The sequence below is a fragment of the Streptomyces sp. NPDC052773 genome, from assembly GCF_044547145.1.
Lineage (GTDB): Bacteria > Actinomycetota > Actinomycetes > Streptomycetales > Streptomycetaceae > Streptomyces.
This window is the reverse complement of record NZ_JBITZX010000007.1, coordinates 63,827-90,769: the sequence shown is the minus strand read 5'-3', so window position 1 is coordinate 90,769 and position 26,943 is coordinate 63,827. Positions and strand designations below refer to the sequence as shown.

Sequence of the window (26,943 nt, the reverse complement as noted above, 5' to 3'; positions counted from 1 at the left end):
TCCTTTTCTTACGTCGTCGATGCGGGTGTACGGGTGGTGGGAGCGGGCCGCGCGGCCTGAGGCGGTGCGGGGGGCCGCAGCGGCGGCCGGGGCGGTACGGCGCGGCAGTCGCCGAAACTCGCCCGCAGCCGGGCCATGAGCCGGGTGAGCTGGCCGACCTCCTCGTCGGTCCAGTCGCTCAGCCGCTCGGCGAGCAGCCGGGTGGTCCGCTGGGACAGCTCGTCCAGCTGCGCCTCGCCGGCCGGGGTCAGGTGCAGCAGCCGGGAGCGCTTGTCCGCGGGGTCGGGGGAGCGCTCGATCCAGCCGCGCTCGGCGAGGTGGGCGACATGGCGGCTGGTCACCGACATGTCGACGCTCAGCAGCTCGGCGAGCCTGCTCATCCGCATCTCGCCGTGCCGGTCGAGCAGGGTCAGCACGGCGGCGGAGCCGGCGGGGCAGTCGGACGGCAGGATCCGTCCCATCTCCCGCTTCACGGCACCGAAGGCACTGAACTGACGTACCAGCTCCTCGTACAGCGCCTGCTCGGCCATAGGGCATCTCCCGATTGTTTGTTGCTTAGGGCAACCATAGGAATGGATGGTTGCCGCAGGCAAACGAAAACGGGCATGCGGGGCATAAAAACTTGGCAAAGGCAAGTATTGGCGACTGTAAAGGCGCAGGTGGGAGCGGTCACGGGAGGACCCGGCGCGCTCTCGCGTCCGTGCTGATCCGCGTGGACCCTTCGCAACCCCGGCCTTGGGCCGTTCCCGTCTCTTCGCTAGGGTCTCGGGGCATGGCCAACACCCAGAACCCGCAGGGCAACTACGACCCCGCAGGCAGCACCCAGATGTTCCGCGCGTTCGTCGACGAGGCGCCCCAGGCCCAGCGGCAGGCGTCCGCCCCGGCGGGCCCCCGGATCGGTCTGATCATCGGTGTCGTCGTCGCCGTCGCGATCGTCGCCGCCGTCGCCTGGCTCGCGCTGAAGTAACCACCCGTTCCTCGGGGACGGCAGACACACCACAGCCGTGCGACGGATGTAGTACGGCAGGCACACGACGGCCGCCGACGCGCCGATCACGGCGCCTCGGCGGCCACGAGTCCGTGCCGCTGGGTCGGCGGTCCGTCAGAAGAGGACCGCACGGCGTCAGTCGGAGATGAGTCCTTCCCGCAGCTGCGCCAGCGTCCGCGTCAGCAACCGGGAGACGTGCATCTGGGAGATGCCGACCTCCTCGCCGATCTGCGACTGCGTCATGTTGGCGAAGAAGCGCAGCATGATGATCCGGCGCTCGCGGGGCGGGAGCTTGGCGAGCAGGGGCTTCAGGGACTCGCGGTACTCCACGCCTTCCAGCGCGCTGTCCTCGTAGCCGAGCCGGTCGGCCAGGGAGCCCTCGCCGCCGTCGTCCTCGGGCGCCGGGGAGTCGAGCGAGGAGGCCGTGTACGCGTTGCCGACCGCCAGGCCGTCGACCACGTCGTCCTCGGACACGCCCAGCACCGCGGCGAGTTCGCCGACCGTGGGGGAGCGGTCCAGCTTCTGGGAGAGCTCGTCGCTCGCCTTGGTCAGGGCCAGCCGCAGCTCCTGGAGCCGCCGCGGCACGCGCACCGACCACGAGGTGTCCCGGAAGAACCGCTTGATCTCGCCCACGACGGTCGGCATCGCGAAGGTCGGGAACTCCACGCCGCGTTCGCAGTCGAACCGGTCGATGGCCTTGATGAGACCGATCGTGCCGACCTGGACGATGTCCTCCATCGGCTCGTTGCGGGAGCGGAAGCGGGCCGCCGCGTACCGCACGAGGGGGAGGTTCAGCTCGATCAGGGTGTCCCGGACGTAGGCGCGCTCGGGGCTGTCCTCGTCGAGTGCGGCCAGCCGCAGGAACAGGGAGCGGGACAGGGTGCGGGTGTCGATGTCCCCCGGGGCCGGCAGCGCCGGGACCTCGGCCGGGAGATCCGCCGGGACATCTGCCGTCGGGAGGGCCGGGGCCGGCGCGGCCCCGAGGGCCGTAACGTCGTCGAGCACGTCGGGCTCGACGGTCGCTCCCTCGCTCTTCATGAGCGTGAGCACCTTCGAGCTGCCCTGGTCTGCGGACATGCCACCCCCTTTGGGTCGCGGGACGGTCGCGGCGGACGCTCCCACCGAGGAACGCAGCCTTCACCTGAATACCGGCGCCGGGGCACCGGCAAACGCGCTTCCCGCAGAATGTCACATGTCGGCAACACGCTGTAGTGACATGTCGACATGCAAGACGCGAAAACGCCCTGGAAACAAGGGGTCTGACGGCATTTCGGAACGCGTTCGCCCACAACCGCCCAGGTGAGCGATTCGCTCGCGACGGTGATCGATGGATCAGGCTTTCGGTTGTGCGCCGGTTCGATTCACCGGGTGCGCAAACGCCTCCATACGGGTGTCCCGCCCCGGAAGGCGCACGGCGCCCCGCCTCGCGGGGCCTACGGAGCCCCCTGGAAGGTCTGCGGGGACGGTCCCCCGCCTCAGGCCTCGATCCGGTTCGCCGACCGCAGCCGCTGGAAGCTGCGCGCCAGCAGCCGGGAGACGTGCATCTGGGAGACGCCGAGCTCCGCGCTGATCTGTGACTGGGTCAGATTGCTGTAGTAGCGCAGCAGCAGGATGCGCTGCTCGCGTTCCGGCAGTTGCACCAGCAAGTGCCGTACGAGGTCCCGGTGCTCCACGCCGTCCAGCGCGGGGTCCTCGTAACCGAGCCGGTCGAGCAGCCCCGGCAGCCCGTCGCCCTCCTGCGCGGCCTCCAGCGAGGTGGCGTGGTACGACCGCCCGGCCTCGATGCAGGACAACACCTCCTCCTCACTGATCCGCAGCCGCTCGGCGATCTCGGCGGTCGTCGGGGAGCGCCCGAAGGCGGTGGTCAGGTCCTCGGTCGCGCTGTTGACCTGCACCCACAGCTCGTGCAGCCGGCGCGGGACGTGGACGGTGCGCACGTTGTCCCGGAAGTAGCGCTTGATCTCGCCGACCACGGTCGGCATCGCGAAGGTCGGGAACTGCACGCCCCGGTCGGGGTCGAAGCGGTCGATGGCGTTGATGAGTCCGATGGTGCCGACCTGGACGACGTCCTCCATCGGCTCGTTGCGGGAGCGGAAGCGGGCGGCGGCGTACCGCACGAGCGGGAGGTTGGCCTCGATCAGCGCCCCGCGCACCCGGTCGTGCTCCGGCGTGCCCGGCTCGAGCTCCTTGAGCTGGGCGAAGAGGACCTGGGTGAGGGCCCGGGTGTCGGCACCGCGGCTGCGCGGTGCGGTCTCCTGGGGCGGCGCAGTACTGGCCGACACGGTCAACGCCACCTCTTCATCGGTCAACTCATCCGTCAAAAGCGGTCATAGCATCACAAGACATGTGCACTGTGTGCAAGCACCTCATAACGCCGTGTTGGGGGATGAGTTGGGGCAAAAGGCCCTATAAGTGGCACGAAAAAGCCCCCCGCCGTGACGGCGGAGGGCCGGGGTCTAGGGGGGCGAGGCACCCCCTGGGGATGCGCGGCTCAGTATTCGTAGTCCGCGATCACCCAGGTGGCGAACTCCTTCCAGAGCGCCACGCCCGCCTGGTGCTCCGGGTGCTCCACGTACCGGCGCAGCGCGTCGGCGTCGTCGAAGCCCGAGTTGATCGCGAAGTCGTAGGCGACGGGGCGGTCGCTGAGGTTCCAGCCCAGCTCCCAGAAGCGGATCTCGGGGATCTTGCCGTCGAGCGCGCGGAACGCCTCGACTCCCTTGACCACGCGCGGGTCGTCGCGGTCGACGCCCTCGTCGAGCTTGAACAGGACCAGGTGGCGGATCATGACTTTCCTCCGTTGGCGACCCACGTCGCGAAGTCGCCCAGTGCCCCCGCGGCGTCCGATATGCCCTCGAAGCCTATCTGCACGTAGTCGGCGGCCTTGGCCGGGTCCGTGATGATCACGTAGAGCACGAAGACCACGACCAGATAGACGGCGATCTTCTTGGCGTTCACCGCCACCGCGGCCTCCCCTGTCACTCCTGCCACGAACGTTGCGTCGACCGCGCTCATGATCGCACGAAGGACCCCGTCTGACGACGGGGCCCTTCTCAAGCGGTAGCGGAGGGATTTGAACCCTCGGTGACTTGCGCCACACTCGCTTTCGAGGCGAGCTCCTTCGGCCGCTCGGACACGCTACCGAGGGAGACCTTACAGCACGCCGGGCCGTGGTTTGAAATCCGTTTCCCGCACCACCCCGGCGCACGGGAGCCACCGCGGGCTCACGGGGCTCAGCGGGCGCGGAAGAAGTCCGTGAGCAACCGCGCGCACTCCTCGGCGAGGACGCCCTCGATCACCTCGGGGCGGTGGTTGAGCCGGCGGTCGCGGACGACGTCCCACAGGGAGCCGGCCGCGCCCGCCTTGTCGTCCCGGGCGCCGTAGACCACCCGGTCCACCCGGGACTGCACGAGGGCGCCCGCGCACATCGTGCAGGGCTCCAGCGTGACGACCAGGGTGCAGTCCGCGAGGCGCCACTCGCCGAGTCGCGCGGCGGCCCGGCGGATGGCCAGCACCTCCGCGTGCGCGGTCGGGTCGCCGGTGGCCTCGCGCTCGTTGCGGCCGGTCGCGAGCACCGTCGTACCGTCCGGCGCGAGGACGACCGCGCCGACCGGGACGTCTCCGCCCCGGACGGCCTCGCGTGCCTCGTCCAGGGCGAGACGCATGGCGGATCGCCAGCGGTCGCGCACCGGGTCCACGGGCTCCGGTGCGCCGCCGGTGCCGTCGGGGGCGGTCAGCGCACCGCCTCCAGGACGTCCGCGGCACCGAGGGCGTCGGCGATCGTGTTGAGCGCGTCGCCCTTCAGGCCCCGCAGTTCCTTGGCGTCGATGCCCAGGTCCTCCAGGAGCCCGCCGTCGCCGACCGGTCCGTGCGGCACCGCCTCGCCGGCGGGGCCGTCGGCCGTGTCGGCGGCGTCGGCGTCGAAGGTCTCCGGTTCGCCGTCCTCGGTGCCGTCGAGGTCGAGGGCGTCGAGGTCGGCGTCGTCGTCGCCGGGCTCCCGGCCGAGCAGTTCGTCGGTGAGCAGGATCTCGCCGTAGCTGCTGCGGGCGGCCGCAGCGGCGTCCGAGACGTAGATCCGGGGGTCGTCCTCGCCGTCGACCCGGACGACGCCGAACCAGGCGTCCTCCTGTTCGATCAGGACGAGCACCGTGTCCTCGTCGGGAGAGGCTTCCCGGGCCAGGTCGGCCAGATCCGACAGGGTCTCCACATCGTCGAGCTCTGTGTCGCTCGCTTCCCACCCGTCTTCGGTGCGCGCGAGCAGTGCGGCGAAGTACACCGTGACTCTCCCACTGGTCATAGGCGTGCCGGTTGGGGGTCCCCCCGGCGGAGGTTGCGGGCGGGGAGTTCAGGGCTCCGGCCCCACCCACTCGGAATCGTGGCAGAAACAAAGCGTTCAGGGGACGTCTTCGGCTCCCTGTGTCCGGCTGTTTCGATCGCACGTCCGCGAACGACTCACCAGCAGACTCGTTGCCGCCACCTGCGGATCGTACGCGGGTTTCGGCGCCGTCCACGCAAGCCCACCCCCACAACGTCCGTACGCGGCGCGGATCTTCCCACCTGCGCGCGGACCGGTACGGCTACCAGCGGAACGTGCGCATACGCATCGCGTGGCGCAGCCGGGCCACCTTCGCGCGGCGCGGCTGGACGCGGTCACGGAGTTCGCGCGCCTCGGCGAGTTCCCGGAGGAACTGCGCCCGCCGGCGGCGGCGCTCGGCGTCGGTCTCCGGTCGGGACCCCTCGTCCGGCCGATCGTCCGACGGGTCGGGCGCGGGCAGGTCCGGCAGCTCGGGCACAGGCACACCTCCCAGTCCGTCCCTCCACTTTCCCCCGGACGGGCGGTTTGACGCCACCGTGCGTCGATCGTGCGACGAACGGAAGGGGCCGGCGGGCGCGGTTACTGTTAGGGCATGCGTCTCCACGTCGTCGACCACCCCCTGGTCGCCCACAAGCTCACCACGCTGCGCGACCAGCGCACCGACTCCGCGACCTTCCGCCGTCTCGCCGACGAGCTGGTCACCCTGCTCGCCTACGAGGCCACGCGCGACGTGCGCACCGAGCAGGTCGACATCCAGACGCCGGTCGCCCGCACCACCGGCGTCAAGCTCTCCCATCCGCGCCCGCTGGTGGTGCCGATCCTGCGCGCCGGGCTCGGCATGCTGGAGGGCATGGTCCGGCTCCTGCCGACCGCCGAGGTCGGCTTCATGGGCATGATCCGCAACGAGGAGACGCTGCAGGCCTCCACGTACGCCACCCGGATGCCGGAGGACCTCTCCGGGCGGCAGGTGTACGTCCTCGACCCGATGCTGGCCACCGGCGGCACCCTGGTCGCGGCGATCCAGGAACTGATCAAGCGCGGCGCTGACGACGTGACCGCCGTGGTGCTGCTGGCCTCCCCGGAGGGCGTCGAGGTCATGGAGCGCGAGCTGGCCGGCACGCCGGTGACGGTCGTGACCGCCTCGGTCGACGAGCGCCTGAACGAGCACGGCTACATCGTCCCGGGCCTCGGCGACGCGGGGGACCGGATGTACGGGTCGGCGGAGTAGTTCTCAGCCGCAGGCCCCCGGAAGGGTTCAGCAGGTCTTCCTCGACGCCGTGGGCGTCGGCTCCGGCCTGGTCAGCGCGGCCAGGGTGCGGTCGGCGTCCGGCTTCGGGGCGAGGTTCTTGAAGGCGTCGCCGAGGATGAGGTCGACGGCGGCGCCCTTGCGGGCGGCGTCGGTGCGGCGTTCGGCGGCCGGGAGCTGGGCGGCGAGCACCGGCAGCGAGGTGTTGAGGGAGGCGGCGGGGCCGAGGAGTATCCCGGCGCCCTTGACCTTCTTGTCGTACTCCTTGGGCGCGTTGCCCACCTCACCGATGCGGAAGCCCCGCTTCTTCAGCTCGTCCGCGGTCTTCTTGGCGAGGCCGGTGCGGGTGGTCGCGTTGAGCACGTTCACGGTGACGGCGCCGGGCTTCGGCACCGCGGTGGCGGCGGCCGGGCTCGCGCCGGGCGACGGGCTGCGGGTCGCGCAGGCGGTCTTCGAACCGGTCGCGGAGGCCTCGTCCCCGCCGGTGAAGACGTCGATCAGCTGAAGGGTGCCCCAGCCGAGCATGCCGAGGACGGCGGTGGAGGCGGTGACGAGCAGCACGAGCTTGCCGCGCCTGCGGGGGCGGCGCATCCGCGGGTACTTGTCCCCCGTGATCCGGTACTGGCCGCCCATGCCGGGGGGAGTCAGCATGCTCATGAGCGCAGCGTAGTGCGCCCGGACGGCGATGCCTATCAGATGATCACTCGACGCCGTGCGGGAAAGGTGAAAGAACCCGAAAGGGCCAAGAACGCCCCGCGGGCGGGTCAGTCCAGTTCGAGCACGCGCGCGTGCAGCACCTGGCGCTGCTGGAGGGCCGCGCGGACCGCGCGGTGCAGGCCGTCCTCCAGGTAGAGGTCGCCCTGCCACTTCACGACGTGCGCGAAGAGGTCGCCGTAGAAGGTGGAGTCCTCGGCGAGCAGCGTCTCCAGGTCGAGCTGCTGCTTGGTCGTCACGAGCTGATCGAGGCGGACCGGGCGCGGCGCCACGTCCGCCCACTGCCGGGTGCTGTCCCGGCCGTGGTCGGGGTACGGCCGGCCGTTTCCGATGCGCTTGAAGATCACACGGAAAGCCTACCGGTCCCGACGTTCCGGGCGCAGCCATGAAGAGGGAGTGCGACGCTGGAAAAGATGCCGTGAACCGGGGCGAAACGGAAACCGGGTGCCCGCGCCGGGCCGATGTGAGAGGGCTGCCATGAGCGACCGCGAGACCCCGCCCGCCGCCACCGCGCCCGAAGCGCCCGGCCACGCTCGCGAGGCGCCCGGACACGCTTCCGCCCTCCCCCCGCAGGCCCGGGAGATCGCCTCCGGATACGCCTTCGACGGTCCCGCCCTCGACCTGGGCGCCCTGCTGTGGGACGGCCGGTGCCTGCCCGACGCGCGGATCCGCGTGCCGCTGCCGGTGCTCAACCGGCACGGGCTGGTCGCGGGCGCCACCGGCACCGGCAAGACCAAGACCCTCCAGCTGATCGCGGAGCAGCTGTCCGCGCAGGGCGTGCCGGTGTTCCTCGCCGACGTCAAGGGCGACGTCTCCGGCGTCTCGGCGCCGGGCGTCGCGGGCGACAAGGTGCGCTCCCGGGCCGCCGAGGTGCGCCAGGACTGGACGCCGACCGGTTTCCCCGCCGAGTTCTACGCCCTCGGCGGCCTCGGCCACGGCATTCCGGTGCGGGCCACCGTCACCAGCTTCGGCCCGCTGCTGCTGGCCAAGGTGCTCGGGCTGAACCCGACCCAGGAGCAGTCCCTCGGCCTGGTCTTCCACTACGCCGACAGCAAGGGTCTGGAGCTGCTCGACCTGAAGGACCTCCGCGCGGTCGTCGCCTTCCTCACCTCCGACGAGGGCAAGGCCGAGCTGAGGAGCCTCGGCGGGCTGTCCCCGGCCACCGCCGGGGTGATCCTGCGCTCGCTGACCGCGTTCGAGGCGGAGGGCATGGGCGCGTTCTTCGGGGAGCCGGAGTTCGACACGGCGGAGCTGCTGCGGACGGCCGCCGACGGGCGGGGCGTGGTCTCCGTGCTGGAACTGCCCGCCGTACAGGACAAGCCGCGGCTGTTCTCCACGTTCCTGATGTGGTTGCTGGCGGACCTCTTCCACGATCTGCCCGAGGTCGGTGACGTCGACAAGCCGAAGCTGGTGTTCTTCTTCGACGAGGCGCATCTGCTGTTCAACGGGGCGTCCAAGGCGTTCCTGGAGTCGATCACGCAGACCGTGCGGCTGATCCGTTCGAAGGGCGTCGGGGTCTTCTTCGTCACGCAGACCCCGAAGGACGTCCCGGCCGACGTCCTCGCCCAGCTCGGCAACCGGGTCCAGCACGCGCTGCGCGCCTTCACCCCGGACGACCAGAAGGCGCTGAAGGCGACGGCGCGGACCTTCCCGGACTCGTCCTACGACCTGGAGGAGCTGCTGACGGGCCTGGGCACGGGGGAGGCGGTGGTGACGGTGCTGAGCGAGCGGGGCGCGCCGACACCGGTCGCCGCGACCCGGCTGCGGGCGCCCGAGTCGCTGATGGGCCCGGTCGAGCCGGCCGCCCTGGAGCGGGCGGTGACGGGTTCGCCGCTGTTCGAACGCTATGCACAGGCTGTGGACAGGGAGTCGGCGTACGAGAAGCTCCAGCGGGCGGCGGAGACGGCGGCCGCGCCGCGGCCGGAGTCCGAGCGGGGCGAGCGGGGCGAGCGGGGCGAGCGGGGCGAGCGGGGCGAGCGGGGCGAGCGGGGCGAGGGGGGCGAGCGGGGCGGGCGAGGCGGGCGCGAGGATCGCGAGCCGCGGGGCGGACGGTCAGGGGGCGAGCGGGAGTCGCGGTCGCGCGAGAAGAGCGACGAGTCCGTCGTCGAACGGGTCGTCGAGAGCGGCATGTTCCGGTCCCTCGCCCGCTCGGTCGGCACCCAGATCGGCCGCGAGATCACCCGTTCCCTCTTCGGTACGGCCCGGCGCCGGCGCTAGGCGGGCCGGGCCGTACCGGCGGTTCAGCGGCCCTGTTCCTTCACCGAGGACTGCTGTGGGCGCGGCTGCTGTGCCTGCGGCTTCGGCGCGCTGCGCGCGGCCTCGGCGCGCAGCAGGGCGCGCAGCACCGCGTACGGATCGACAGGCATGGCTGTGCTCCTTGCGTCGTGGGGGTACGTGTCCGGGGAGCGGGCCCCGGTCAGCAGCGCAGCACCACGCACCGCAGGGCACTGAGGGGGTACGGCGAGGGCGGCACCGGGAGGAGCAGCGGCGGGCGGACGGGCGCCGGGCCGGGCGGCGCCGGGCGCCGGGTCACGACGGGAGGCCGGGGACCGCGCGCCACCGGCCGCAGCGCCGCCTCCGACGGATCGCCCTCGGCGACCTCCGGGGTGGCCGCCACGACGACCGGCAGCCCGGCCGCCGCCACGGGCGCCCCGGGCATCAGCAGCGCGAGCAGTATGACGAGCACCCGCAGCCAGACCCGCGGCCAGTTCCGGCTGCGCGCGGGGCGCGGACGGCTGGGTGTGGTGCTCACGGAAGTCATCTCCCCGGCGGGCGTATGGCGTTCATCGCGGTGGTGACCAGATCCGCTCAGGCGGCGTACCGGCGGAGCTCACAGCTCGTGCGGTACGTGCCGGGCCCGGCCGCGGACGCGGAGGGCGGTGAGGATCTCGACGATGCCGACGGCGATCAGCCAGCAGCCGCCGACCACGGTGAGGACGGCGACCGATTCGAACGGGGAGACGATCAGGACGACACCGGCGAGCAGGGTGACGACGCCCAGCAGGATCTGCCAGCCGCGCGCGGGCACCCCCGGGTCGGAGGCGGCGGCGAGGGTCTGGGCGATACCGCGGAACAGCCAGCCGATGCCGATCCACAGGCCGAGCAGCAGGATCGACTGGAGGGGGCCGCGGAAGCAGAACAGCCCGAGCAGGATCGACAGCGCGCCGCTGACGAACGCCAGCACGCGCAGCGCGGTCGTCTTGTGCGTGCCGAAGGCGGAGACGAGCTGGAAGGCGCCGCTGAGGAGGAGGTAGAGGCCGAAGAGGACTCCGGCGGCGCGCAGGGACGCGCCCGGCCAGAGCAGCACCAGGACGCCCAGGACGAGGGAGGCGACCCCGGTGAGCAGCACGATCTGCCAGGCGGCGCGGGACAGCGCGTGCAGGGGGCCCTCGAACGGCGGCTCGGGTTCCCGGCCGGTGGGTGCCGGCCTGGTGCGGTGGACCTTGCGGTCGTCGTACTCGGGTCCCCACGGGGAGCCCGTCGGTGCCTCGCTCATGGTCCATGCTTGGACCGCGCGCGAGCCGTCCGCCACCTGGGGCGGGCCACCCGGACGACCGGGTGACCGCGCGTTACTTCCCGGCCGCCTTGGCGGCCTTGGCCGCGGCCTTCATCTCCTGCTTGTGGGCGCGCACCTTGGCCAGCGACTCCGGTCCGGTGATGTCGGCGACGGAGCGGAAGGACTTCGCCTGGCCGTAGTCGCCGGCCGCCTCGCGCCAGCCCTCGGGGGTGACACCGAGCTGCTTGCCGAGCAGGGCGAGGAAGATCTGGGCCTTCTGCTTGCCGAAGCCGGGCAGTTCCTGGAGCCGCTTCAGCAGCTCGGCGCCGTTGCCGGCGTCCTTCCAGACGGCCTCGGCGTCACCGTCGTAGTGCTCGACGAGGTACTGGCACAGCTGCTGGATCCGCTTGGCCATCGAGCCCGGGTAGCGGTGCACGGCCGGCTTCTCGGACAGGACGGCGGCGAAGGCCTCGGGGTCCTGGGCGGCGATCTCGTGGGCGTCCAGGTCGTCGGTGCCCATACGGTCGGCGATGGTCCTGGGGCCCTTGAACGCCCACTCCATCGGGATCTGCTGGTCGAGCAGCATGCCGACCAGCGCGGCGAGCGGGCTGCGGCCGAGGAGCGCGTCGGCGTCCGGGTCCTGGGCGAGGCGGAGGGTGACGTCCATGCACCGATGATCTCGCGTCCGGGGGCCGGCCGCGCGCGGTGGCCGCTCCGGACGCGAGGGGTGGCCGCCCCGCCTCCCGGGGGCTCTTCACACATCGCGTACGATTCCGCACCTATTACTTATTAGGCAAGGCTTACCTAAAGCGCAGAGGGGTCACTGGGGTGACGACAGAGAGATTCGGGGCCCAAGGGATCTACCGGGACGCCTGGGGCATCCCGCATCTGCGGGCCGGCGGCGCACGCGAACTCGCCCGCCTCCAAGGCCGGGTCACCGCCCTCGACCGGGCCTGGCAACTGGAGGTGGAGCGGCACCGCGCGCAGGGCACCTCGGCGTCCTTCCTCGGCTCCGACGCCCTCGCCTGGGACCTGCTCGCCCGCCGCGCCCGCCTCGCCGACACCGCCCGCCGCTGCTTCGACGCCCTCGCCGCGCGGGACCCCGAGTCGGCGGACTTCGTCCGGGCGTACGTCGACGGCGTCAACGAGGGCCTCACGGAGGGCGCCCGCCGCACCCCCGAGTTCGACGGGACGGGCCTCTCCGTCACGGTCCCGGCTTCGCTCGATCAGGGAAGCGCCCCCGTCGGCCGCTGGGAGCCGTGGACCCCGTTCGCCGTCTGGCTGTCCACCCACGTCCTCTTCGCCGGGTTCCCCGCCAAGCTGTGGCGGGCGCACGCGGCGCGCCATCTCGGCCCCGAGGCCGTCGGCCTCTTCGCCACCGACGGGCCCGGCACCTCCGGCAGCAACGGCTGGCTGGTGTCCGGCGAGCGCACCGTGACCGGACAGGCCGTCATCGCCGGCGACCCACACCGCTGGATCGAGGACCCCGGCGTCTACCAGCAGATCCACCTGTCCTGCCCGGAGTTCGACGTCATCGGCCTCGCCGTGCCCGGCGTCCCCGGCATCGCCCACTTCGGCCACACCGGCACCGTCGCCTGGGCCATCACCAACGCCATGGCCGACTACCAGGACCTGTACGAGGAACGGCTGCGCCGCACCGGCGCCGGAGTGGAGGCCCTCGGGCCCGACGGGGTCTGGCACCGGGCCACCAGGCACACCGAGTACGTTGAGGTGCGCGGCGAGGAGAAGGTGCCCGTCGAGGTGATCGAGACCGACCGGGGCCCCGTCATCGCGGGCGGCCCCGAAGGCCTCGACGACGGCACCCCGCTCGCCCTCAGCCTGCGCTACCCGCCGCGTGTCACCGCCGACCTGGGGTTCGGCGCCCTGTTGCCGCTGCTGCGCGCCCGCACCGTGGCCGACGTCGACCGCGCCTTCGACCAGTGGGCCGAACCGGTCAACGTCGTCCAGGCCGCCGACACCGAGGGCGGCACCCTGCACCGGGTCGCCGGCCGGGTGCCGGAACGCTCCACCGCCCACCGCCTCGGCCCCGTTCCCGCCTGGGAGCCCGGCCACGAGTGGACCGGCTGGCACACCATGCCCCGCGCGGGCCTCACCGACGGCGTCGCCGTCATGGCCAACCAGCGCGGTCCCGCGGCCCCGCTCGGCGTCGAGTTCGCCCCGCCGCACCGCGCCGACCGCATCGCCGCGCTGCTCGCGGAGAAGGAGCGCTGGGCTCCCGGCGACATGTCCGCCATCCACATGGACGCCCACCTTGCCTCCGCCGCGCCCCTCCTGGACCGGCTCGCCGCCCTCGACGGCCTCGGCCCCGAGGCGGAGCGGCTGCGCGAGCGCCTGCTGCGCTGGGACCGCCACATGGACGCCGACAGCGCCGACGCCGCCGCCTTCGCCGCCGTGCGCGGCGCCCTAGTCCGCCGCCTGGCCGCGCACCCGGCCTTCGCGCCGCTCCGCGAGGTGCCCGCCTACCCCGAGGCCCTGCTGCCCTGGCTGAACCTCACGGTGCGCATCGGCTACGCCCTGGAACACCTGCTGCGCGCGGAGGAACTGTACGGCATCGACCGCCCGGCGCTGGTCCGGGAGGCGCTGGAGGAGATCGCCGCACAGCCCCCGCAGGGCACGTGGGGCGACACTCACCGCCTCGCCCCCTGGCGAGCGCTGAGCAGCACCTCGTACGACGAACCCGGCCTGTCCGGCGACCACGACTGCGTGCTGTGCACCTCCGCCGTCCCCGGCCTCACCGACCTGGCCGCGCGCGGACCGGCCGCCCGCTATGTGTGGGACCTGGCGCGGCGTGAGAACAGCCTGTGGGTCGTGCCGTTCGGCGCGTGCGGCGTGCCCGGCTCACCGCACCATCGTGATCAGCTCCCTCTCTGGCTCGGGGGAGAACTCGTCCCGGTCGTCACCGACTGGGACCGGCTCGTGAAGGAGAAGGAGAGCGATGTCTGACGCCTACGTTTCACGTGAAACAGTCCACGAGGAGGTGGTCGGCGGCTTCGGCACCGTTCGCATCCTCGCTCTCGACGCCAAGGGCGACGCCGAGCTGATCCACGGCTGGGTCAGCGAGGAACGGGCCTCGTTCTGGGGCATGAACGGCCTGACCCGGGATCAGGTCGCTGATATCTACGCCCACATGGACACCCTCGACACCCACCACGCCTTCCTGATGCTGAAGGACGGCATCCCGGCGGCGCTCCTCCAGACCTACGAGCCGGAGGCCGACCGGGTCAGCGAGTGCTACGACGTCCAGCCCGGCGACATAGGCATCCACCTGCTGCTCGCACCCGCCACGGCGACCGGCGGCCCGCGCTCCGGCTGGACGGCGGGGCTGGTGGCCGCCGTCACCGCGTACGCCTTCCGCACCCTGGACCGGCGCCGGATCGTCGTCGACCCGGACGTGCGCAACGAGAAGGCCATCGCCCGGTTTGTGAGGCAGGGCTTCGACACGGGCTCGGTGGTCGTCCTGCCGGAGATCGACCTGCCGGACGTGTATCTGCCGGAGAAGCGGGCGCAACTGGCGTTCCTGCGCCGGGAGGTGGTGTTTCCGGCGTGACGGCGGGGGCCTGCCTGGCGTGACGGCGGGGGCCTGCCGCTCGTGACCGCGGGGGCCTGCCTGGCGTGACGGCGGGGGAGCCTGCCGCTCGTGACCGCGGGGGCCTGCCTGGCGTGACCGCGGGGGAGCCTGCCCGGCGGGACCGCGGGGAACTTGCCCGGCGGCGCCCGGGGAGGGCGTCTCTCCGGCGTGATCTCCGGATGGGCCCCTTCCGCGAGATCGTCGGAGTAGCCTTCGCGGTGTGACGCCAGAAGAGCTCATCGCGCACTACGGACTGGAACCGATCCCGCGCGAGGGCGGCCTGTTCCGGCGTACCTGGGCCGGGCCCGAGCGCCCGGACGGCCGGCCCGAGGGCAGCGCGATCATCGCCCTGCTCACCCGGGACGACCACTCCGCCCTGCACCGCCTCCCCATCGACGAGATCTGGCACTTCCACCTCGGCGACCCGCTGGAACTGCTGCTGCTCGCCCCCGACGGCACCACCCGCACCGCCGTGCTGGGCCCGGACGTCCTGGGCGGCCAGCAGGTCCAGCTCACCGTGCCCGCGGGCACCTGGATGGGCGGCCGGGTCGCGGAGGGCGGCTCCTGGACGCTCTTCGGCTGCACCATGGCGCCCGGCTTCACCTACGCCGACTACGAGCACGGCGACGCGGGCGAACTGACGGCGCGCTATCCGGCCGAGGCCGCGCGGATCGTGGAACTGTGCCGTCCATGACGACGCCTTCCACGAGACTGCTCGAGGGCCAGACCGCCCTGGTCACCGGCGCCGGCGGCGGGATCGGCCGGGGCATCGCGCTGCGGTTCGCCCAGCACGGCGCAACGGTCGCCCTGCACTGCCGTACCGCCGTGCGGGACGCCCGGGCCGTGGCGGACCGCATCCGGGACGCGGGCGGCCGGGCCACGGTCGTACGCGGCGACCTCACCGACGAATCCGAGTGCCACCGGGTCGTGCGCGAGGCCGCCGAGTGGGGCGGCGGACGGCTCACCGCGCTGGTCAACAACGCCGGCGTGCAGCCGGTGCGCGAGCTGGCCGCGATGACGGCCGAGGAGTGGCGGACGGTCGTCGACACCAACCTGGGCAGCGTGTTCGCCTGCACCCAGGCGGCCGTCGAGGTCATGGGGGAGGGCGGCGGCTCGGTGACCCACATCGCGTCCATCGAGGCGAGCGCACCCGCCCCCGGCCACGCCCACTACAGCGCCGCCAAGGCGGCCGTCGTGATGCACGCCCGCGCGGCGGCCCTGGAGTACGGCCCGCGCGGCATCCGCGTGAACACCGTCTCCCCCGGCCTCATCGACCGCGAGGGCCTGGCGGAGGCCTGGCCGGACGGCGTACGGCGCTGGCAGGGGGCGGCCCCGCTCGGCCGCCTGGGCCGCCCCGAGGACGTCGGCGACGCCTGCGTGTTCCTCGCCTCCCCGCTCGCGTCCTGGATCACGGGACACGACCTGGTCGTGGACGGCGGGGTGACGGCACGACCGACCTGGTGAGCGGCTGAACGCCCGGGCCGCGGCATCCGTATGACCCCTGAGTGGATCTCGCCGGAGGAGTACGGAGGTGTACGGATCTGATGCACGAGGGCGGACGACTGCGCCGGCCGGCGCTCCTGGCGGCACTGCTGACCCTGCTCGTCCTCCTCGGCTCCGCCGCCCCCGCCTCCGCGCACGCCGCGCTCTCCGGCACCGACCCCCGTGACGGGGCCGTCCTGAAGTCCGCGCCCCGGCAGCTCACCCTCTCCTTCACCGAGTCCGTCGGCCTCCTCGACGGCTCGGTGCGCCTGCTCGGCCCCGACAACCGGCGCGTCCGCGTCGGCGAGGCCCGGCACGCTCCCGACGGCGACGACAGGGTCCGCGTCACCCTGCCCGACGGCCTGCGCACCGGCACCTACACGGTGGCCTGGCGGGTGGTCTCCGCCGACAGCCACCCCGTCTCCGGCGCCTTCAGCTTCTCCATCGGCAAACCCAGCCGTACGACGGCCGCCGCGGACCCGAACCCGCCCGAGCACCCGGCGACCAAGGCCCTGCACACCCTCGCCCGCCACCTCGCCTACCTTGCCGTCGCCCTCCTCCTCGGCACCGCCGCCTTCACCGCCGTCTGCCGCCCGCCCGACCCCGGCCGCTTGCGCCGGCTGCTGGTCACCGGCTGGTGGACGCTGCTCGCGGCCACCCTCGCCCTGTTCCTGCTGCGCGCCCCGTACGAGACGGGCACGGCCCCGTGGACGGCGTTCGACCCGGACGGCCTCACCCGCACCGCGACCGGCCGCCCCGGGATCGCCCTGCTGGCCCGCGTGGCCCTGCTCCTGCTCGCCGTACGGCTCCCCCGGCGGCGTACGCCGATCGTGCAGGCACTGCTCGCCGTGGGCCTGGCCCTCACCTGGGCCGCCGCCGAGCACGCGTCCGCCGGGATCCAGGTACCGGTGGCGATGGTGTCCTCGGTGCTGCACCTGCTGGCGATGTCCGCCTGGCTGGGCGGCCTCGCCGCACTGCTCACCTGCCTGCGCCGCGGCGGCCTCCCCACGGCCACCGTGCACCGCTACTCCCGCCTCGCCCTCACCTCGGTCACCGTCCTCGCCGTCACCGGCGTCTACCAGTCCTGGCGCGGCCTCGGCTCCCTCGACGCGCTCACCCAGACGTCGTACGGCCGCCTGCTGGTCGCCAAGGCCGCGGCGGTGGTGGTGCTGCTGGGGGCGGCGTGGGTGTCGCGGGGGCTGGTGGGGGTGCCGGAGGGGAGGGCCGTGCGGGAGAGGGTGGGGGTGCCGGAGGCGGGGGCCGTGCGGGAGAGGGTGCGGGTGCCGGAGGCGGGGGCCGTACGGGAGAAGGGGCGGGTGCCGGAGGCGGGCGTCGTACCGGAGAAGGTGCTGGAGGGGGCCGGAGGACCTCCGGCCGGGGAACCGGACGGAGGCTCCCCAGAGCCGCAGCCGCAGCCACCGCCGGAGCCGGAGGCGAAGCCCGCGACGGAGGCGAAGCCCGCGACGGAGGCGAAGCCCGCGCCGGGGACGAAGCCCGCGCCGGGGACGAAGCCCGCGCCGGGGACGAAGCCCGCGACGGAGCCGGACTCGGAGCCGGACTCGGAGCCGGAACCGGATCCCGCGCCGCCCTACCCGGACCGGCGCCGCCTGCGCCGTTCCGTCCTGGCCGAGCTGGCCATCGCGGTGGTGGTGCTGGCACTGACGACCCTGCTGACCGGCACCCTTCCGGGCCGCGCCGCGGCCGAGGCGGCGGCGGCCGGACCGGCGACCGGGCTCCCGCCGACGACCACGACCACCGTGCCCTTCGACGTGGGCACCCCCGGCGGACGCGGCACGGTCCAGATCACCCTCGACCCGGCCCGCACCGGCGAGAACTCCGTCCAGGCGGTCGTCTTCGCGCCCGACGGCGGCATCGCCACGGTCCCCGAACTCCGTCTCACCTTCACCCACCCCGCGCAGGACATCGGCCCGATCGACGCGGAACTCGCCGACCGCGGCGGCTACTGGGCGACCGACAGCCTCGACCTGCCGGTGGCGGGCGGCTGGCGGATGAAGGTGACGGTGCGGGTTTCGGAATTCGACCAGGTCACGGTGGCGCGGACGGTACGGATCGCCTGAACCCATCATCCGAACGGCTGACCCCGGATCGCCTCCCAGGGCCGACAATGAAGGTGTTTGCCCAGCTCAGCCCGGAGCGGCGAGCACTGCGGGAAGCGGCAGGCCCGGAGAAGAAGGCAGCCCGGAGGGGAAGGGAGGCGGCGAGGCATGGCACCCGTCACGGACGGCGACGCGCGAGAACTCGAGCGCGACGACCGCACCACCCTCACGGTCGTCATGCACACCGCTTTCTTCGTGCTGCTGGGCGCCTCCCTGGCCCGCTACCTCGCCCGCCACGGCCCCGAGCCGCGCACCCCGTGGATCATCGCCCTCTCGGTGCTGCTGGCGGCGCTCTACGTGCTGGGCCCCGTCCTGGGCGCCCGGCTCACCGCGCGGCGGGTGTTCTGGCTCGGTGCGGTGGTGGCCACCTGGGCGGCGCTGGTGGCCCTCGCCCCGAGCTTCGCCTGGTGCGCGGTCCCGCTCTTCTACACCGGCCTGCGCACCCTGCCGCAGCGCGCCGCCGTCACCCTGGTCGCGGTGCTCACCGCGCTGGTGGTGGCCGCCCAGCTGAGACTGGCGGGCTGGCCGGACCCGAACGTACTGCTCGCGCCCCCGGCCGTGGCCGCGGTCGCCACCGCCGTCTTCGTCACGATGGAACGCCAGTCGGCCCGCCAGCGCGCCCTCATCGACGACCTGGTCCGCACCCGCCGCGTCCTCGCCGCGACCGAGCGCCGCGAGGGCATGCTGGCCGAACGCGAGCGCCTCGCCCGGGAGATCCACGACACCGTCGCCCAGGGCCTGTCCAGCCAGCGGATGCTGCTCCAGGCCGCAGACCGCGTCTGGGAGACCGACCCGGCCACGGCCCGCTCCCACCTCCGTACGGCCGCCTCGGTCGCCGAACACAACCTCGCCGAGGCCCGCCGCTTCGTCCACGACCTGACCCCGGCGGACCTGGCGGGCGGAGCGGGCCTGCGGGCGGCCCTGGCGGCGCTCGCGGAGCGCGAGACGGACGCCGACCTCACGGTCCGCCTCCACACCGAGGGCACGCCGGCCGCCCCGCTGCCCGCCCTGGTGGAATCGGCGGTGCTGCGCATCGCGCAGGGCGCGCTCGCCAACGTCCGGGAACACGCGGCGGCGACCACGGCGACACTGACCCTGACCTGCCTGGACGACCAGATCGTCCTCGACGTCGCGGACGACGGCCGCGGCTTCGACCCCCGTACGCCCGCCGACCGGGGGTCCGTCCGGGGCCACGGCCTGCCCGCCATCCGCGCCCGCCTGCGCCAGCTGGGCGGCACCCTGACGATCGAGTCGGCCCCCGGCGAGGGCACGGTCCTGTCGGCGGCGATCCCCCTGTCCACGACCCCACCCCCGGAGCCGGAATGACCGTACGGATCCTCCTGTGCGACGACCACGCGGTGGTCCGCGCGGGCCTGCGCGCCCTGCTGTCGAGCGCCCCGGACATCGAGGTGGCGGGCGAGGCGGCGACGGGCGAGGAGGCGATCGCGCTGGCCCGCAAGCTCGCTCCGGACGTCGTCCTCATGGACCTCCAGCTGGGCGAGGGAATGGACGGCGTGGAAACCACCCGCCGCATCCTGCGGCCCGCCGAGGAGGGCACCCGCGCGCCCCACGTCCTGGTCCTCACCACCTACGACACCGACGCGGACATCACCCGCGCCATCGAGGCCGGCGCCACCGGCTACCTCCTCAAGGCGGAACGCCCCGAAGAACTCTTCACCGCGATCCACGCCGCCGCCGAGGGCCGCACCGCCCTCTCGCCCCCCATCGCCACCCGCGTGATGTCCCAGCTCCGCACCCCCCGCCCCACCCTCACCCCCCGCGAACGCGACATCCTCGGCCACCTCGTCCAGGGCCTCACCAACCGCGACATCGCCCGCACCCTCTACATCAGCGAGGCCACCGTCAAAACCCACCTCCGCCGCATCTACGACAAGCTCGGCGTCACCACCCGCGCGGCAGCGGTGGCGACGGCGAAGGAGAAGCGACTGATCCCGTGAGCGATTCCCCTGTGCACGACATCAGGCGCCGAGGGCGCACCCGCTGGACCGTGGCGGTCCTGCTGGCCGCCGCCGCACTCCCGATGGCCGGGTGCGGCAGCGGAGGCAAGGCCGACGACGCGGACGGCACCCGCGGCGGCGACACCACATCGCAGCGCCCGGCCGACGACTCGACATGGGCCGAGGGCATCACGCCGGAGTGGATGAGCGAGCAGATGGGCCTCGACATCCCGCCCACGGCCCGCTCCGCCGAGGCCGCGTACGAGATCACCTCCCAGTTCGACACCGGCCTGCTCACCTTCACGCTCACGCGGTCCGAGGCGGAGAAGTACCTGGCGGAGAACCCGCCCCAGGGCAAGTGGCTGGAACCCACAGCGGCCGCCGGCCCCACCCCCCACGACTTCGCCCACCTCGGCCTCCCGGAACCGGAGTCGTTCAAGGAGGGCATGCGGTACGGCGACGTCTGCCCCGGCTACACACCCACTGAGGACGACCCCAACTCCGACGACCACTGCTTCGAGCTGTACGTCCACGACTACGCCCCCGACCGCACCCGCATCTACCTCCGCGAGCACTACGAGCCCGGCATCAGCCCGCTCCCCACACCGTCCTCCTCCGAGAAGTGAGACGGAACACGTCGAAGGGCCCCACCGCGAACGGTGGGGCCCTTCGACATCGTGCCCGGTGAGGCACTGGCGGAGGATACGAGATTCGAACTCGTGAGGGGTTGCCCCCAACACGCTTTCCAAGCGTGCGCCCTAGGCCTCTAGGCGAATCCTCCGCCGGAAACATTACATGACCGAGAGGAGTGCTCGCGAACTCGTTCCCTGCCCCCGGGATCAGGTAGCCTGGGCGCAGCCCCTCACGCGGCGCTATCTGACTGAACTCCCCCAGGGCCGGAAGGCAGCAAGGGTAGGTCGGCTCTGGCGGGTGCGTGGGGGGCGTTTGCGTTGCCGGGCCCGTGTGGCCGTGGCCGCGGTGGTGGCTGTCGCTCCGGCTGTGGCTGCGCGGCCGGGTGGCCGATCTTCGGGCCTGGTGCTGTGGATCTTCGGGCGGATCCGGTTGTCAGTGGGCGCCTATAACCTCGTATGCGTGTCGTCTCTCGCGCTGTACCGCCGCTATCGCCCGGAGTCGTTCGCCGAGGTCATCGGGCAGGAGCATGTCACCGACCCGTTGCAGCAGGCGCTGCGGAACAACCGGGTCAATCACGCGTACCTGTTCAGCGGTCCGCGTGGCTGCGGCAAGACGACCAGCGCGCGCATCCTCGCCCGCTGTCTGAACTGTGAGCAAGGTCCCACCCCCACGCCCTGCGGGGAGTGCCAGTCGTGCCGCGACCTGGCCAGGAACGGGCCCGGTTCCATCGACGTCATCGAGATCGACGCCGCGTCTCACGGTGGTGTGGACGACGCCCGTGAGCTGCGCGAGAAGGCCTTCTTCGGCCCCGCCTCCAGCCGGTACAAGATCTACATCATCGACGAGGCCCACATGGTCACGTCGGCCGGCTTCAACGCGCTGCTGAAGGTCGTCGAGGAGCCGCCGGAGCACCTGAAGTTCATCTTCGCCACGACCGAGCCCGAGAAGGTCATCGGGACCATCCGGTCGCGGACCCACCACTACCCGTTCCGGCTCGTGCCGCCGGGGACGCTGCGGGACTATCTCGCCGAGGTGTGCCGGAAGGAGAACATCCCCGTCGAGGACGGCGTGCTCCCGCTGGTCGTGCGGGCCGGCGGCGGGTCCGTGCGTGACTCGATGTCCGTCATGGACCAGCTGCTCGCCGGCGCGAAGGAGGAGGGTGTGACGTATGCCATGGCCACGTCCCTCCTCGGCTACACCGACGGATCGCTCCTCGACTCCGTCGTCGAGGCCTTCGCCACCGGTGACGGCGCCGCCGCCTTCGAGGTCGTGGACCGGGTCATCGAGGGCGGCAACGACCCTCGGCGGTTCGTCGCCGACCTGCTGGAGCGGCTGCGGGACCTCGTGATCCTCGCCGCCGTGCCGGACGCCGTCGACAAGGGGCTCATCGACGCCCCCGCCGACGTCCTGGAGCGGATGCAGGCCCAGGCCGGCGTCTTCGGCGCGGCCGAGCTGAGCCGCGCCGCCGACCTCGTCAACGAGGGCCTGACGGAGATGCGCGGCGCCACCTCCCCGCGCCTCCAGCTGGAGCTGATCTGCGCCCGCGTGCTGCTCCCCGCCGCGTACGGCGACGAGCGGTCCGTCATGGCCCGCCTGGACCGTCTGGAGCGCGGCGTGAGCTTCTCGGCGGGCGGCACCACGCCCGCCATGGGGTACGTGCCGGGACCGGAGGCCCACGGGGCTCCCGCGGCGGCCGGTGCGATCCCCGCGGGCGGCGGCGCTGCCGCGGCCCGCGCCGCCGTACGGGGCTCCGGCGCGCCCACGGCCCCCGCTCCCGCTCCCGCCGCGGTACCGGCTCCGGCCGCCGCGGCCCCCGCGCCCGCGCCCGCGTCGGCGCCCGTGAGCAGCCCCAGCGCGCCTCCGGCCGCCCCGCAGCCCCAGGCTCCCGCCGAGGCCTCGCCCGCCGCCGCACCCGCCGCGCCCCCCGCCTCCCCGGCCCCCGGCGCCTGGCCCACCGCCACTCCCGCCGGTGCCGGTGCCGGGCGTCGCCCCGGCGGCTGGCCCACCGCCGCGGCCCCGGGCAGCGGTCCCGGCCGCCCCCCGGCCACGCAGGCCGGAGCGTCGGCGCCGACCACCCCCAGCGCCCCCACCCCGCCCGCTCCCGCCCCCACGGCCCCGGCAGCCCCCGCCCAGGTCGCCCCCGTCGGCGGCCTGGACCCCCGGGCCCTGTGGCCGAACATCCTGGAGGCGGTGAAGAACCGCCGCCGCTTCACCTGGATCCTGCTCAGCCAGAACGCCCAGGTGACCGGCTTCGACGGCACCACCCTCCAGCTCGGCTTCGTCAACGCGGGCGCCCGCGACAACTTCGCGAGCAGCGGCAGCGAGGACGTGCTGCGGCAGGCGCTGGCCGAGCAGTTCAACGTCCAGTGGAAGATCGACGCGATCGTCGACCCGTCCGGCGGCTCCGCACCGTCCGGCGGCGGCCACGGCGGCTACGGCGGAGGCGGCCCCTCCGGCGGCCACGGCGGCGCGCCCTCCCCCGGCGGTTACGGCGGCGCGGCGGGCGGCGGCTACGGCGGCGCCGGTACGGCCACCCCGCAGCGCCCGTCCCCGCCCGCCTCCCCGGCTGCCCCGGGCCCCCAGGCCACGGCCGCCCCCACCACCCCCACGGCCACGTCGGCGCCCGCCGCGGCCCCCGCCCCCGTACCTCCGCCGCCCGGCCCGGACCCGGCCCCGGTCCCCGTCGCCCCCGAGGACGACATCCCCGAGGACGACGACCCGGACCTCGACGAGTCGGCCCTCTCCGGCCAGGAGCTGATCATGCGCGAGCTGGGAGCGACGGTCGTCGAGGAATTCACCAACGAATAGCCCGGCCTGACAGCCCCGCTGAACACCCGGCCGAGCAGCCCGGCCAAGCAGCCCCGCCGAGCAGCCCGGCCAAGTAGCCCCGCCGAACAGCCCCGCGCCAGGGGCGCGCCCGCCCGGCACGCCCCACGCCTTGGAGGAACCCACAGCCACCCCACCCCCACACCTTCAGCCGCCCGCACAAACCGCCCCGCCCCGCTCCGGTTAGGCTGACCCCGTGAAGGTCCTCGTCATCGGTAGCGGCGCCCGCGAACACGCCCTGTGCCGTTCCCTGTCCCTCGACCCCGCCGTCACCGCGCTGCACTGCGCGCCCGGCAACGCCGGCATCGCCGAGGTGGCCGAGCTGCACCAGGTCGACGCCCTCGACGGCGCGGCGGTGGCCGCGCTCGCCACCCGGCTCGGCGCCGAGCTGGTCGTCGTAGGCCCGGAGGCCCCCCTGGTCGCCGGGGTGGCCGACGCGGTGCGCGAGGCGGGCATCCCGGTCTTCGGCCCCTCCAAGGAGGCCGCGCAGCTGGAGGGCTCCAAGGCCTTCGCCAAGGACGTCATGGCCGCGGCGGGCGTACCCACGGCCCGTTCATACGTCTGCACGACCCCCGAGGAGGTCGAGGAGGCCCTCGACGCCTTCGGCGCGCCGTACGTCGTGAAGGACGACGGTCTCGCCGCCGGCAAGGGTGTCGTCGTCACCGGCGACCTCGACCAGGCACGGGCGCACGCGCGGGCCTGCGACCGGGTCGTCATCGAGGAGTTCCTGGACGGCCCGGAGGTCTCCCTCTTCGCCGTCACGGACGGCGAGACGGTCGTCCCGCTCCAGCCCGCCCAGGACTTCAAGCGGGCCCTGGACGGCGACGAGGGCCCGAACACCGGCGGCATGGGCGCGTACTCCCCGCTGCCCTGGGCCGACCCCAAGCTGGTGGACGAGGTCATGCAGACCGTGCTCCAGCCCACGGTCGACGAGATGCGCCGCCGCGGCACGCCGTTCTCCGGTCTGCTGTACGCCGGTCTGGCCATCACCAGCCGGGGCGTGCGGGTGATCGAGTTCAACGCCCGCTTCGGCGACCCGGAGACCCAGGTGGTGCTGGCCCGCCTGAAGACCCCGCTGGCCGGTCTGCTGATGGCCGCCGCCACCGGCAACCTGGGCGACCTGGAGCCGCTGCGCTGGAGCGACGAGGCCGCGGTCACCGTGGTCGTCGCCTCGCACAACTACCCCGGCACCCCGCGCACCGGTGACCCCATCACCGGTCTGGACGAGGTCGCCGCCCAGGACGCCCCGCACGCGTACGTCCTGCACGCCGGCACCAAGCGCGACGGGGACGCCGTGGTCAGCGCGGGCGGCCGGGTGCTGTCCGTCACCGCGACCGGCAAGGACCTCACCGAGGCCCGCGAGCGCGCCTACCAGGCGGTCGGTCGCATCCGCCTCGACGGCTCCCAGCACCGCACGGACATCGCGGCGAAGGCGGCGGAAGGCCGGTAGCGCGCGCTGCGGCACCCCTGCCCACCAGGCACGATCCAGGCCCCGGACTCCAGTCGGAATCCGGGGCCTGACCTTTGCCCTGCGTCATCCACCTTTCCCCAAAGCCATTCCATCGAGTGACCGATGTCCTTTCCGGCTGACGGGGGCCGAACCCCCAACTAGGGTGCGGCGCAAGCGTTCCGGCACTTGGCCCACCGGCATTGCGATGTCAGTGGTGGGTGCCACAGTGGGGGAGTGAGCAACACCAGGACAGCCAGTGCAGCCAGGACGGGAGGGGGTGAGGTCCGGTCGTGACCGCCATCGGTGTGGAGGTGGGGGCCCAGGCCGCGCGGGCCCGGGCCATGGCCGTGCTGCGGGTGCGCAGCCGGGCGCTGGCCGTGGCCCTGCTGCCGGCCGCCGCCGCCGTGGTCCTGTTCGCCGGCGGCTCCACCGGGCAGCTGACGGGCCCGGGCTGGGACGCGGCCCGCTGGGCGGCCGGTGCCGTCGCCCTGCTCGTGCTGCTCGCCGTCGCCGGCTTCGCGCTGGTCGTCGCCCGCGCCCGGCCGGCCGTGAGTCCCACGGTCCCGATCGCCGAGGAGTCCGCCCCGGATCTGTACCGGCTGGTGCGCGACCTCGCCGACCGCCTCGACGTCCCGGCCCCCTCGGCCATAGCGCTCACCCCGGACTGCGACAGCTGGCTGGAGGACCGCACCCACCCGGCCCACGGCCCGCCCCGGCCCGAGGACCCCGGCCTCCCGCCGGGCCTCGCCCGCCGTGGCCCGCGCGGTCACGTCGGCCACCGCCGTACGTCGGCCGCGCCGGTCCTCGTCATCGGCTCCCCGTTCCTGTGGTGGATGCGGGTGGGCGAGCTGCGCGCCGTCCTCGCCCCGGTCGTCGCCGGTACGGGACCGTCGGCGCACCCCGACATAGCGGCGGCCCGGCGCTTCGTGCGCGGTCTGGACGCGGCGGTGGCCGTCGCCTCCGCCGCGGGCCGCGGCCCCCTGACCCGGCTCCCGGGCGCCGGCGTCGCCTGGCTGGCCCGGATGCTGCTGCGCGGCTGCCGGGAGCACGCCGCCGAGATGGAGCGCGGCGTCGCGGCAGCCGCCGCCGAGCGCGCACAGGCGGTGGACTACGGGCTGCGGATCGTCGCCCAGGAACAGGTCGGCCTGGCGTACGCGGGCTGGGACCGGCTGCTGACCCGGGTCGCGCTGCCCGCCTGGCGGATGGGCCGCTGGCCCTCCCGGCTGGACGCGGGCGTCGTCGCCGCCCTCACCGAGCTGTCCCGGCGCGACCGGCTGGCCGAGGGCTTCGCCTCCCGGCTCGGCGAGCGTCCCGCCTGCGATCTGCTGGAGGAGCCCGGCGCTGTGGACGAGGCCGCCTCGCTGCTCGCCGCCCGCCTCTTCCACGGCGGCCCCGCCGAGCCGGGGCCCGACTGGTGCCCGGTGGACTGGCAGGAGTATCCGGAGGAGGTCGTCGACCGCAAGTGGCGCACCGACGCGGCTCGCCTCCACCGCGTCCTGGACGCCCTCGGCGTGCGCCGCACCGCTCCCGACAGCCAGGGCCCCACCCTGGCCCGCGTCCTCGACCACCTCGCGGAGGAGACGCCCGCCCCGGCACCCGCCGCCGCCCGCACCCATGCCCCCACCCACGTCGACGACACAGACGCCGACGCCGAGGCCGATGGGCAGCCCGTGCCCAGCCCCCGCTGCACCGCCCTCGCCGCCGGCCTCAGCGAGGAGCTGACCCGCGAGGAGGAAGCCGCCGCTCCGGCGCCCCTCCCCGCACAGCCGGCCGCCACCAGCCCCGACACGCCCCTGTGGGACGACGGCAGCCTCCCGCTCTTCCCACTCCAGCCCCCGCGCACCCCGCGCGAGCTGCTGGCCGACCACATCACGGCGATGGTCTGCTGCGCCGCGATGGACACCGCGGGCGCCACCCCCGGCCTGGACTGGCTGGACGGCCCCTCCCTCCTGATCAAGGGCGAGCGCGCGGCCGACCTCGCCCCGAAGGTCTTCAGCCTCATCGAGGACGGCGACCCGGCGCCCCTGCGCGCCTGGCTGACCGAGATCGGGATACGGCCCGAGAAACCGGTACGCCTCGGCTGAACCCCCGCTCCCGCCGGAGTCCACCGTTCCGCTTTCGGTCAATTCGAA

Annotated in this window: 28 protein-coding genes, 2 tRNA genes and 1 other RNA gene; 15 read left to right on the top strand and 16 right to left on the bottom strand. The window is 73.7% G+C overall.

All coding sequences use genetic code 11. The annotated features are described in order from the left end of the window. Window positions 1-8: 8 nt before the first annotated feature. A complete protein-coding gene (locus tag ACIG0D_RS17750; RefSeq protein WP_399801434.1) occupies window positions 9-530 on the bottom strand; it encodes a MarR family winged helix-turn-helix transcriptional regulator in 522 nt (173 codons plus the stop codon). Between the two features lie 242 nt (window positions 531-772). Here ACIG0D_RS17750 and ACIG0D_RS17745 point away from each other — a divergent pair, with 242 nt between their 5' ends. Further along, entirely contained in the window at window positions 773-967 is a 195-nt protein-coding gene (locus tag ACIG0D_RS17745) for a hypothetical protein (RefSeq protein ID WP_365757225.1), read from the top strand. A 156-nt stretch (window positions 968-1,123) separates the two neighbouring features. On the opposite strand, the gene ACIG0D_RS17740 is transcribed toward ACIG0D_RS17745, so the two are convergent. The 8 genes from ACIG0D_RS17740 to ACIG0D_RS17705 form a co-directional block, all read right to left on the bottom strand. Beyond that, window positions 1,124-2,065 (bottom strand): RNA polymerase sigma factor SigF, encoded by a 942-nt coding sequence (locus tag ACIG0D_RS17740; RefSeq protein WP_399801430.1) that lies wholly within the window; start codon window positions 2,063-2,065, stop codon window positions 1,124-1,126. Window positions 2,066-2,463: 398 nt separating this feature from the next. Further along, a complete protein-coding gene (locus ACIG0D_RS17735) occupies window positions 2,464-3,309 on the bottom strand; it encodes an RNA polymerase sigma factor SigF (RefSeq protein ID WP_365757229.1) in 846 nt (281 codons plus the stop codon). 170 nt (window positions 3,310-3,479) lie between these two features. After that, window positions 3,480-3,773, bottom strand: a complete 294-nt coding sequence (locus ACIG0D_RS17730) for a Dabb family protein (protein ID WP_399801427.1) — start codon at window positions 3,771-3,773, stop codon at window positions 3,480-3,482. Continuing rightward, window positions 3,770-3,949 (bottom strand): hypothetical protein, encoded by a 180-nt coding sequence (locus ACIG0D_RS17725; protein WP_043502219.1) that lies wholly within the window; start codon window positions 3,947-3,949, stop codon window positions 3,770-3,772. Before ACIG0D_RS17725 ends, ACIG0D_RS17730 begins: the two co-directional genes overlap by 4 nt. Before the next feature lie 94 nt (window positions 3,950-4,043). Continuing rightward, window positions 4,044-4,128, bottom strand: a tRNA-Ser gene (locus tag ACIG0D_RS17720). Between the two features lie 90 nt (window positions 4,129-4,218). Beyond that, the gene (tadA, locus tag ACIG0D_RS17715; protein ID WP_399801424.1) at window positions 4,219-4,650 is read right to left on the bottom strand and encodes a tRNA adenosine(34) deaminase TadA; all 432 of its coding nucleotides are present in this window, start codon (window positions 4,648-4,650) and stop codon (window positions 4,219-4,221) included. A 68-nt stretch (window positions 4,651-4,718) separates the two neighbouring features. Further along, a complete protein-coding gene (locus ACIG0D_RS17710) occupies window positions 4,719-5,261 on the bottom strand; it encodes a hypothetical protein (RefSeq protein WP_399801964.1) in 543 nt (180 codons plus the stop codon). Between the two features lie 301 nt (window positions 5,262-5,562). Then, complete coding sequence (locus ACIG0D_RS17705) at window positions 5,563-5,769, bottom strand: hypothetical protein (RefSeq protein ID WP_399801962.1); 207 nt, start codon at window positions 5,767-5,769, stop codon at window positions 5,563-5,565. A gap of 123 nt (window positions 5,770-5,892) precedes the next feature. Between ACIG0D_RS17705 and upp the strand changes: the two genes are divergently transcribed. Further along, window positions 5,893-6,528 (top strand): uracil phosphoribosyltransferase, encoded by a 636-nt coding sequence (gene upp, locus ACIG0D_RS17700; protein ID WP_086167719.1) that lies wholly within the window; start codon window positions 5,893-5,895, stop codon window positions 6,526-6,528. A gap of 27 nt (window positions 6,529-6,555) precedes the next feature. On the opposite strand, the gene ACIG0D_RS17695 is transcribed toward upp, so the two are convergent. Further along, the gene (locus ACIG0D_RS17695; RefSeq protein WP_399801959.1) at window positions 6,556-7,179 is read right to left on the bottom strand and encodes a LytR C-terminal domain-containing protein; all 624 of its coding nucleotides are present in this window, start codon (window positions 7,177-7,179) and stop codon (window positions 6,556-6,558) included. 131 nt (window positions 7,180-7,310) lie between these two features. After that, window positions 7,311-7,607: a type II toxin-antitoxin system VapB family antitoxin gene (locus ACIG0D_RS17690; protein ID WP_003991361.1), complete on the bottom strand. Its 297-nt coding sequence runs from the start codon at window positions 7,605-7,607 to the stop codon at window positions 7,311-7,313. Between the two features lie 130 nt (window positions 7,608-7,737). On the opposite strand from ACIG0D_RS17690, the gene ACIG0D_RS17685 reads away from it, so the two are divergent. Beyond that, window positions 7,738-9,477 (top strand): helicase HerA-like domain-containing protein, encoded by a 1,740-nt coding sequence (locus tag ACIG0D_RS17685; protein ID WP_399801421.1) that lies wholly within the window; start codon window positions 7,738-7,740, stop codon window positions 9,475-9,477. A 23-nt stretch (window positions 9,478-9,500) separates the two neighbouring features. Here ACIG0D_RS17685 and ACIG0D_RS17680 read toward each other — a convergent pair whose 3' ends face one another. The 4 genes from ACIG0D_RS17680 to ACIG0D_RS17665 all read right to left on the bottom strand — a co-directional run bounded on the left by ACIG0D_RS17680 (window position 9,501) and on the right by ACIG0D_RS17665 (window position 11,423). Next, a complete protein-coding gene (locus ACIG0D_RS17680; RefSeq protein WP_399801418.1) occupies window positions 9,501-9,626 on the bottom strand; it encodes a hypothetical protein in 126 nt (41 codons plus the stop codon). Window positions 9,627-9,676: 50 nt separating this feature from the next. Then, window positions 9,677-10,012 (bottom strand): hypothetical protein, encoded by a 336-nt coding sequence (locus tag ACIG0D_RS17675; RefSeq protein ID WP_399801415.1) that lies wholly within the window; start codon window positions 10,010-10,012, stop codon window positions 9,677-9,679. A gap of 78 nt (window positions 10,013-10,090) precedes the next feature. After that, window positions 10,091-10,756 carry an HdeD family acid-resistance protein gene (locus ACIG0D_RS17670; protein WP_365757245.1) on the bottom strand — a complete coding sequence of 222 codons (666 nt, stop codon included), beginning with the start codon at window positions 10,754-10,756 and terminating at the stop codon, window positions 10,091-10,093. 73 nt (window positions 10,757-10,829) lie between these two features. Then, entirely contained in the window at window positions 10,830-11,423 is a 594-nt protein-coding gene (locus ACIG0D_RS17665) for an HhH-GPD-type base excision DNA repair protein (RefSeq protein ID WP_399801412.1), read from the bottom strand. Window positions 11,424-11,584: 161 nt separating this feature from the next. Between ACIG0D_RS17665 and ACIG0D_RS17660 the strand changes: the two genes are divergently transcribed. The 8 genes from ACIG0D_RS17660 to ACIG0D_RS17625 all read left to right on the top strand — a co-directional run bounded on the left by ACIG0D_RS17660 (window position 11,585) and on the right by ACIG0D_RS17625 (window position 20,528). After that, entirely contained in the window at window positions 11,585-13,720 is a 2,136-nt protein-coding gene (locus ACIG0D_RS17660) for a penicillin acylase family protein (protein WP_399801410.1), read from the top strand. Beyond that, window positions 13,713-14,324, top strand: a complete 612-nt coding sequence (locus ACIG0D_RS17655; protein WP_399801407.1) for a GNAT family N-acetyltransferase — start codon at window positions 13,713-13,715, stop codon at window positions 14,322-14,324. The genes ACIG0D_RS17660 and ACIG0D_RS17655 overlap by 8 nt, the downstream gene beginning before the upstream one ends. A 241-nt stretch (window positions 14,325-14,565) precedes the next feature. After that, window positions 14,566-15,039 (top strand): cupin domain-containing protein, encoded by a 474-nt coding sequence (locus ACIG0D_RS17650; RefSeq protein ID WP_399801404.1) that lies wholly within the window; start codon window positions 14,566-14,568, stop codon window positions 15,037-15,039. Beyond that, complete coding sequence (locus ACIG0D_RS17645) at window positions 15,036-15,809, top strand: SDR family NAD(P)-dependent oxidoreductase (RefSeq protein ID WP_399801401.1); 774 nt, start codon at window positions 15,036-15,038, stop codon at window positions 15,807-15,809. The genes ACIG0D_RS17650 and ACIG0D_RS17645 overlap by 4 nt, the downstream gene beginning before the upstream one ends. 80 nt (window positions 15,810-15,889) lie before the next feature. Then, window positions 15,890-17,905: a copper resistance protein CopC gene (locus ACIG0D_RS17640; RefSeq protein ID WP_399801398.1), complete on the top strand. Its 2,016-nt coding sequence runs from the start codon at window positions 15,890-15,892 to the stop codon at window positions 17,903-17,905. A 147-nt stretch (window positions 17,906-18,052) separates the two neighbouring features. Then, complete coding sequence (locus ACIG0D_RS17635; protein ID WP_399801396.1) at window positions 18,053-19,270, top strand: histidine kinase; 1,218 nt, start codon at window positions 18,053-18,055, stop codon at window positions 19,268-19,270. Continuing rightward, the gene (locus tag ACIG0D_RS17630) at window positions 19,267-19,902 is read left to right on the top strand and encodes a response regulator (protein WP_399801393.1); all 636 of its coding nucleotides are present in this window, start codon (window positions 19,267-19,269) and stop codon (window positions 19,900-19,902) included. The genes ACIG0D_RS17635 and ACIG0D_RS17630 overlap by 4 nt, the downstream gene beginning before the upstream one ends. Further along, entirely contained in the window at window positions 19,899-20,528 is a 630-nt protein-coding gene (locus tag ACIG0D_RS17625; protein WP_399801390.1) for a hypothetical protein, read from the top strand. Before ACIG0D_RS17630 ends, ACIG0D_RS17625 begins: the two co-directional genes overlap by 4 nt. A 67-nt stretch (window positions 20,529-20,595) precedes the next feature. Here ACIG0D_RS17625 and ACIG0D_RS17620 read toward each other — a convergent pair. Continuing rightward, a tRNA-Ser gene (locus tag ACIG0D_RS17620) sits at window positions 20,596-20,683 on the bottom strand. A 72-nt stretch (window positions 20,684-20,755) separates the two neighbouring features. Between ACIG0D_RS17620 and ffs the strand changes: the two genes are divergently transcribed. The 4 genes from ffs to ACIG0D_RS17600 all read left to right on the top strand — a co-directional run bounded on the left by ffs (window position 20,756) and on the right by ACIG0D_RS17600 (window position 26,895). Next, window positions 20,756-20,854: signal recognition particle sRNA small type (gene ffs, locus ACIG0D_RS17615), an RNA gene on the top strand. Window positions 20,855-20,994: 140 nt separating this feature from the next. Then, complete coding sequence (locus ACIG0D_RS17610; RefSeq protein WP_399801388.1) at window positions 20,995-23,343, top strand: DNA polymerase III subunit gamma and tau; 2,349 nt, start codon at window positions 20,995-20,997, stop codon at window positions 23,341-23,343. 214 nt (window positions 23,344-23,557) lie between these two features. Beyond that, window positions 23,558-24,811 carry a phosphoribosylamine--glycine ligase gene (gene purD, locus ACIG0D_RS17605; RefSeq protein WP_399801385.1) on the top strand — a complete coding sequence of 418 codons (1,254 nt, stop codon included), beginning with the start codon at window positions 23,558-23,560 and terminating at the stop codon, window positions 24,809-24,811. Window positions 24,812-25,152: 341 nt separating this feature from the next. Then, the gene (locus tag ACIG0D_RS17600) at window positions 25,153-26,895 is read left to right on the top strand and encodes a hypothetical protein (protein WP_399801956.1); all 1,743 of its coding nucleotides are present in this window, start codon (window positions 25,153-25,155) and stop codon (window positions 26,893-26,895) included. Window positions 26,896-26,943 lie beyond the last annotated feature (48 nt).

Bases quoted from the DNA above. Each gene is read 5' to 3' on its own strand.
- ACIG0D_RS17685 (WP_399801421.1), top strand. From the start codon at position 7,738: ATGAGCGACCGCGAGACCCCGCCCGCCGCCACCGCGCCCGAAGCGCCC.
- ACIG0D_RS17740 (WP_399801430.1), bottom strand. From the start codon at position 2,065: ATGTCCGCAGACCAGGGCAGCTCGAAGGTGCTCACGCTCATGAAGAGC.
- ACIG0D_RS17640 (WP_399801398.1), top strand. From the start codon at position 15,890: ATGCACGAGGGCGGACGACTGCGCCGGCCGGCGCTCCTGGCGGCACTG.
- tadA (WP_399801424.1), bottom strand. From the start codon at position 4,650: ATGCGTCTCGCCCTGGACGAGGCACGCGAGGCCGTCCGGGGCGGAGAC.
- ACIG0D_RS17655 (WP_399801407.1), top strand. From the start codon at position 13,713: ATGTCTGACGCCTACGTTTCACGTGAAACAGTCCACGAGGAGGTGGTC.
- ACIG0D_RS17665 (WP_399801412.1), bottom strand. From the start codon at position 11,423: ATGGACGTCACCCTCCGCCTCGCCCAGGACCCGGACGCCGACGCGCTC.
- upp (WP_086167719.1), top strand. From the start codon at position 5,893: ATGCGTCTCCACGTCGTCGACCACCCCCTGGTCGCCCACAAGCTCACC.
- ACIG0D_RS17730 (WP_399801427.1), bottom strand. From the start codon at position 3,773: ATGATCCGCCACCTGGTCCTGTTCAAGCTCGACGAGGGCGTCGACCGC.
- ACIG0D_RS17670 (WP_365757245.1), bottom strand. From the start codon at position 10,756: ATGAGCGAGGCACCGACGGGCTCCCCGTGGGGACCCGAGTACGACGAC.
- ACIG0D_RS17635 (WP_399801396.1), top strand. From the start codon at position 18,053: ATGGCACCCGTCACGGACGGCGACGCGCGAGAACTCGAGCGCGACGAC.
- ACIG0D_RS17645 (WP_399801401.1), top strand. From the start codon at position 15,036: ATGACGACGCCTTCCACGAGACTGCTCGAGGGCCAGACCGCCCTGGTC.
- ACIG0D_RS17680 (WP_399801418.1), bottom strand. From the start codon at position 9,626: ATGCCTGTCGATCCGTACGCGGTGCTGCGCGCCCTGCTGCGCGCCGAG.
- ACIG0D_RS17750 (WP_399801434.1), bottom strand. From the start codon at position 530: ATGGCCGAGCAGGCGCTGTACGAGGAGCTGGTACGTCAGTTCAGTGCC.
- ACIG0D_RS17695 (WP_399801959.1), bottom strand. From the start codon at position 7,179: ATGGGCGGCCAGTACCGGATCACGGGGGACAAGTACCCGCGGATGCGC.
- ACIG0D_RS17630 (WP_399801393.1), top strand. From the start codon at position 19,267: ATGACCGTACGGATCCTCCTGTGCGACGACCACGCGGTGGTCCGCGCG.
- ACIG0D_RS17600 (WP_399801956.1), top strand. From the start codon at position 25,153: ATGGCCGTGCTGCGGGTGCGCAGCCGGGCGCTGGCCGTGGCCCTGCTG.
- ACIG0D_RS17745 (WP_365757225.1), top strand. From the start codon at position 773: ATGGCCAACACCCAGAACCCGCAGGGCAACTACGACCCCGCAGGCAGC.